The organism is Sandarakinorhabdus oryzae, assembly GCF_009733735.1.
Classification (GTDB): domain Bacteria; phylum Pseudomonadota; class Alphaproteobacteria; order Sphingomonadales; family Sphingomonadaceae; genus Sandarakinorhabdus; species Sandarakinorhabdus oryzae.
Genome location: NZ_WNJP01000311.1, coordinates 1 through 1,505, shown reverse-complemented (window position 1 = coordinate 1,505; position 1,505 = coordinate 1). Strand labels below are relative to the sequence as shown.

Genomic DNA, 1,505 nt, shown 5'->3' with positions numbered 1-1,505 from the left:
CCGCTGACCCTGTTCGAACGCATGATGGGCATGAGCCGCAAGCCGCGCGCGCCGGAGCCGCCGCCGGCGAGCCTGGCGCCGCAGCCGGAACCGCCGCAGGCCGGGGACGATGATGTGCCTGGCTTTCTGAAGCGCCAGGTCAACCGCTAAGCCGCTCAAGAGACAAAAGGCCCGGCTGGCAACAGCCGGGCCTTTTTCGTGCGGGGGAAAGGCCGGCGCCGCACCGTTCTACAGGGCATGAGCCTTGCTGCCATCGCCCTCAACCGCTTCGGCCTCGGCGCGCGCCCCGATGATCCGCCGCCAGCCGATCCGCGCGCCTGGCTGGTGGGCCAGATCAGCCGCTTCAATCCAGCGCCGCGGCCATTGCAGGGCCTGCCCGGCGGCGCGGCCATGACCATCCAGTATCGGCAGGTGCTGGGCCAGTTGCGCCGCCAGGGTGTGGATGGCGCGCGGCGGCCCGGCGATGCGGAACCCCCCAAGGGCCCGGAAGCCGAAGCAATGGCCAATCAGGCCCAGCGCGAGCGCCGCCAGGCCTTTGGCCAGGCCTATCTGGCGCAGGTGCAGGCCCGCACCGCGGTGGCGCTCACCACGCCGACGCCGTTTGCCGAACGGCTGGTGCATTTCTGGACCAATCATTTTGCCATCTCGATCGACAAGCTGGCGACCATCACCATGGGCGGCCCGCTGGAGTTCGAGGCCATTCGCCCCAATATCGGCGGCCGCTTTGCCGATCTGTTGCTCGCCGTCACCCGCCATCCGGGCATGCTCTTCTATCTCGACCAGGCGCAGTCGATCGGGCCGAACAGCCAGTTGGGTGAGGCCGCGCGCCGCCGCAACGCCCCCCGGCAGCCTGGCCTCAACGAAAATCTGGCGCGGGAAATCCTTGAGCTGCACACGCTCGGCGCCGGCCGCTACCGCCAAGACGATGTCGCCGGCCTCGCCCGCGCGCTCACCGGGTGGAGCGTCGGCGGCTTCGTGCGCCGTCCGCTTGGTCTGCCGGGCCCCGATGGCCAGTTCATCTTCCAGCCGGCCTGGCACGAGCCGGGCAGCGTCACGGTCGCCGGCCGCCGTTATGGCCAGAGCGGCGAAGCGCAGGCGGCGGCCATCCTGAACGATCTCGCCGTGCATCCAGACACCGCCCGCCATCTCGCCAGCAAGCTGGCCCGGCACTTCGTCGCCGATGCGCCGCCGCCGGTTCTGGTCGATCGCATGGCGCAGGCCTATCTCGCCAGTGGCGGGCAGTTGATGGCCCTTTATCGCGCCCTGATCGACGCGCCCGAAGCCTGGGCCAGCCCGCTTTCCAAGTTCAAGACGCCGTGGGATTGGCTGATTTCATCGGCCCGTGCCTTGGGCCGCGAGACGCTGCCCGGCCCACAGCTTATCGGCGCCCTGCGTGAGTTGGGCCAGCCGGTGTGGCGCCCCGGATCGCCCGCCGGCTGGGAGGATGACGCCGCGCGCTGGGCCGCGCCCGATGCGCTGCTGCGCCGGGTGGAGGTCGCCAGCCG

General features: G+C 70.7%; 1 protein-coding gene. It reads left to right on the top strand.

All coding sequences use genetic code 11. The features are described 5' to 3' along the window. Positions 1 to 237 precede the first annotated feature (237 nt). Positions 238 to 1,505, top strand: a 1,268-nt coding sequence (locus GJ693_RS15920; RefSeq protein ID WP_156257205.1) for a DUF1800 domain-containing protein, incomplete at its 3' end; no start/stop codon positions are given.